This window comes from Streptomyces sp. NPDC007095 (assembly GCF_040634475.1).
Lineage (GTDB): Bacteria > Actinomycetota > Actinomycetes > Streptomycetales > Streptomycetaceae > Streptomyces.
On the sequence record NZ_JBEYFS010000438.1, the window covers coordinates 1 to 4105 of the forward strand.

The following is a 4105-nucleotide window of genomic DNA, read 5'->3' on the forward strand; positions in this document are numbered from 1 at the left end:
CTCGTGTTCGAGACCGGCCTGCCCGAGCCGTTCCCGCGCCGCCAGCAGCCCGGATCCCGCAGCCCGCGTCTCGGCGTACTGCAGCTCCAACTCCTCGGCCTGCTCGGCGAGTCGGGCGGTCGGCGCGTCGCCCGCCTCGGCGCTGGCCGCCGCCAGCGCCTCGCGTACGACGCCGAGTCGGCGTTCGTCCTCGGTGGCCTGTTCGTCGGCGCGCTGGTACACGGCGAGGGCCAGCTCCTCGGCCTCCCGGTCGACGTGTCCGGCGTCCTTGCGCGCGGGTGCGGGGTGTGCGGAGCTGCCGCACACGGCGCAGGGCTCGCCGTCGACGAGGCCGGCGGCGAGTTCCGCGGCGATGCCCTGAAGGCGCTGTTCCTTCAGATCGAGCCAGTGGACCCGGGCGTCCGTCGCGCGTTCACGGGCGGCGAGGGCCCTGGCGTGGGCGGCGTCCGTGTCCCGGGCGAACTGGTCGCGCTGCCGGGCCGCCCTGAGCCGCGCCTGGGCGGGATCGCGCCGCTCGGCGAGCTGCTCCGCACGCGTGGTGGCCTCCTGCGCGGACTCGATGCGCGCCTGGAGCTCCGCACGGGTCGCCTCCCAGGTGGCGAGCCAGCTCTCGGCATCCTGCCGGACTTCCTCGTCCTCGCGCTCCTGGCGGTCCAGGGAGACGCGCTCCTGGGTGAGCTCGCCGAGGCGGCGCTCCGCCCTGCGGGCCGACTCCAGTCCGCCGAGCTCCTCGGCCGCCTTGCGCGCCGCCGCCGCGAGCCCGGGCGCACCGGCTCCGGCGTAGGTGTCCGGCAGGGCGAGACGCGCGCGTGCCTCGTCCGTGGACGCGTTGCGGTGCTCGGCCTCGGCCTCGTCGCGCAGATCGAGCGCGGGGGCCACCGTCTCCGCCTTGCGCGCCCGCTCCATCCGCGCCTGCGCCTCCCGATGGGCGTCGGCACGCTCCTCCAGCCGCGCGGCGCGCTCGCGCGCCTCGGTGAACCTGCGCTGCAGCCGGGCCACTTCGCGTACGTCGTCGAGTACGCGGTCGGCGGCGGCCTGCGCGGACTCGGCGGCCGTACGCGCGGTGTGCGCCAGGGTGAGCCGCTCGCGGGCCGTGCTGCGGGCCACGGCGGCCCAGGTGAGGACGGCCTCGGCGAGTCCGGGCTCACCGGGCGCGAGATCGGGCGGCGGCACCTCGACGATGTCTCCGGCGGCCTGCTGCATGCGGTGCGCGTCGGCGAGCAACGCGGCGTCGCCCTCCCGCACTTCGGTCTCGGCGGCCCGGCGCCGCTCGGCGAGCCGTTTCTCGACCTCGGCGAAGCGGTGGGTGTCGAAGAGCCGGCCGAGCAGCTTGCCACGGGCCTCGGCGTCGGCCCGCAGGAAGCGGGCGAAGTCGCCCTGGGGCAGCAGCACGACCTGGCAGAACTGCTCACGGCTCATGCCGAGCAGTTGGGTGATCTCCTCGCCGATCTCCTGGTGGGAGCGGCTGAGGTCCTTCCAGGTGCCCGCCGACGCCTCGTACTCACGCAGCCAGCTCTGCGCCTTTTCGGTGGTCGTGCCCGTGCCGCGCTTCTTGGGGCGGGCCCAGGGCGGCTGCCGGGTGACCTCCAACCGGCGTCCGGCGACGGTGAGTTCGAGGGTGATCTCGGTACGCGTCGCGGGTGCCGCGTGGTCGCTGCGCAGGGTCAGTCCCTGGCCGCTCTGGCGGGCGCCCGGGACCGCCCCGTACAGCGCGTAGCAGACGGCGTCGAGGACGGACGTCTTGCCCGCGCCCGTCGGCCCGTGCAGCAGGAAGAGCCCGGCGGCCGACAGCTCGTCGAAGTCGACGCTCTGGGTGCCGCCGAACGGCCCGAAGGCCGTGATGTCCAGGCGGTGCAGCCTCATCGGGCCTCCTTCGGGTCCTGCGCGTCGCACGTGTCTTGCGCGGCTCGCGCGTCGTACGCGGCTCGCGCGTCGTGGGTGTCTTGCGCGGCTCGCGCGTCGTGCGCGGCTTGCGCGTCGTGGGTGTCTTGCGCGGCTCGCGCGTCGTACGCGGCTCGCACGTCGTGGGTGTCTTGCGCGGCTCGCGCGTCGTACGCGGCTCGCACGTCGTGGGTGTCGTGCGCGGCTCGCGCGTCGTACGCGGCTCGCACGTCGTGGGTGTCGTGCGCGGCTCGCGCGTCGTACGTACGTGGGGTCACCGGGCGACCTCCCGGACGGCTTCGTCGGCGCGGACGGCGTCGAACGCGTCCCTCAATACGGCCTGTTCGTCGGCGTCGGGGCCCGCGCCACGCACATGGGCCACGAAGTCCTCCGCGATCTCCTGCTCACTGCGGCCCGCGAGCCGCCGGGCGTAGGAGACATCCGGGTCCTCGGGGGCCCGCTCCGGTTCGAAGACGAGGCTGAGCGTGTGCGGGAATCGCTCGGTCAGCCGGGCCATGGGCTCGGTGGGGCGCACCGGGTCGGTGAGGGTCGCCTCGACCCACGCCTCCTCGTGGCGCGCCAGCCGCGGATCGGCGAGCAGGTCTTCCAGGTGCCCCCGGACACGGGCGAGCTTCCGGGGCACGGGACAGTCGACCCGCTCCGCACCCACGAAACCCTCCGGCCCCAGGTCCACCAGCCACATGCTCTTGCGGTGGTCGACCTCCGAGAAGGAGTACGGCAGCGGGGAGCCGGAGTAGCGCACGCGCTCGGTGATGGTCTGGCAGCCGTGCAGATGGCCCAGTGCGGTGTAGTCGACGCCGTCGAAGACCCCGGCGGGTACGGCGGCCACCCCGCCGACGGTGATGTCCCGCTCGCTGTCGCTGGCCGCCCCGCCGGTGACGAAGGCGTGGGCGAGGACGACGGAACGGGTGCCCCCCGCGCGCGTGGCGAGGTCGGCGCGGACCTGGTCCATGGCGGCGGCGAGGACGGCCTCGTGCCCCGCCTTCTCGACCCCGAACTCGGCCTTGACCAGGGCCGGTTCGAGATACGGAAGTCCGTAGAAGGCCACGTCGCCGTGGTCGTCGGGGAGGAGGACGGGCGTGCCGCACGCGGAGGGCTCGGTCCGCAGATGGATCCCCGCGCGGCCGATGAGCCCGGCGCCGACACCGAGCCGGCGCGCCGAGTCGTGGTTCCCGGAGATCATCACCGTGGGCACCCCGAGGTCGGCGAGCCGGTGCAGCGCGTCGTCGAAGAGCTCGACTGCGGTCAGCGGCGGCACCGCCCTGTCGTACACGTCCCCCGACACGACCACCGCGTCCACGTCGCGCTCACGCACGGTCGCGACGAGGTGACCGATGAACCCGGACTGGGCATCGAGCATGTTCACCCGGTGGAAGGCCCGGCCGAGATGCCAGTCGGACGTGTGCAGAATCCTCATGATCCTCGAGACTAACGGGCGGGTCGGACATCACGGGCGGCTGCTCCCGTATCGGTCCGCGCTGCCCGCCTATGCGTCCCCGTACGCCTCTCCACCCAGTTCGAACCCGGCCGTCCCTGCCGTCGCGTCGGCGAGCCACGCCCGGAAGGGCTCGACGTCGGTGTCCGGCAGCCCGATCTCGATCGTGACGGCCTCGCCGTACCGGACGTCACGGACCTCGCGTCCGGTGGACCGCAGGTCGTTCTGAATCTTGCCGGCACGCTGGTGGTCGACCGTGACCGTGGCCAGCCGGAAGCGTTTGCGCGTGAGTGTGCCGAGGGTGTCCAGTGCCTCGCCCACCGAGCCGCCGTACGCCCTGATCAGTCCGCCCGCGCCGAGCTTGACCCCGCCGTAGTAGCGGGTGACGACGGCGACGACGTACCGCATGTCGCGGCGCAGCAGCATCTGGAGCATGGGCACGCCGGCGGTGCCGCCGGGTTCGCCGTCGTCGCTCGCCTTCTGGACGGCGGCGTCGGCACCGATGACGTACGCGTAGCAGTTGTGCGTGGCATCGGCGTGCTCCTTGCGGACGCCCGCGATGAACGCCTGGGCCTCCTGCTCGGTGGCCGCCGGGGCGAGGGCGCACAGGAAGCGGGAGCGGTTGACCTCGGTCTCGTGCACGCCCGCGCGGGCCACTGTGCGGTACTCGTCCTGCATCACGCCAGCGTATGCGCTTCCCGCGAGTGTGCGGCACGGCGGACCCGGACCGCGCCGCACGCGCGCGTGCGGCGCGGTCCGGGTCCGCCG

At 74.1% G+C, this 4105-nt stretch carries 4 protein-coding genes; all 4 read right to left on the minus strand.

The window, feature by feature from the left end:
• A partial coding sequence (locus tag ABZ656_RS56810) for an SMC family ATPase (RefSeq protein ID WP_360280424.1) occupies positions 1–1863 on the minus strand: 1863 nt, incomplete at its 3' end.
• Positions 1860–2159, minus strand: a complete 300-nt coding sequence (locus ABZ656_RS56815) for a hypothetical protein (RefSeq protein ID WP_360280427.1) — start codon at positions 2157–2159, stop codon at positions 1860–1862. The genes ABZ656_RS56810 and ABZ656_RS56815, both read right to left, overlap by 4 nt.
• A complete protein-coding gene (locus ABZ656_RS56820) occupies positions 2156–3319 on the minus strand; it encodes an exonuclease SbcCD subunit D (protein ID WP_360280430.1) in 1164 nt (387 codons plus the stop codon). The genes ABZ656_RS56815 and ABZ656_RS56820 overlap by 4 nt, the downstream gene beginning before the upstream one ends.
• Positions 3320–3388: 69 nt before the next feature.
• Entirely contained in the window at positions 3389–4015 is a 627-nt protein-coding gene (locus tag ABZ656_RS56825) for a YigZ family protein (RefSeq protein ID WP_168506781.1), read from the minus strand.
• Positions 4016–4105 lie beyond the last annotated feature (90 nt).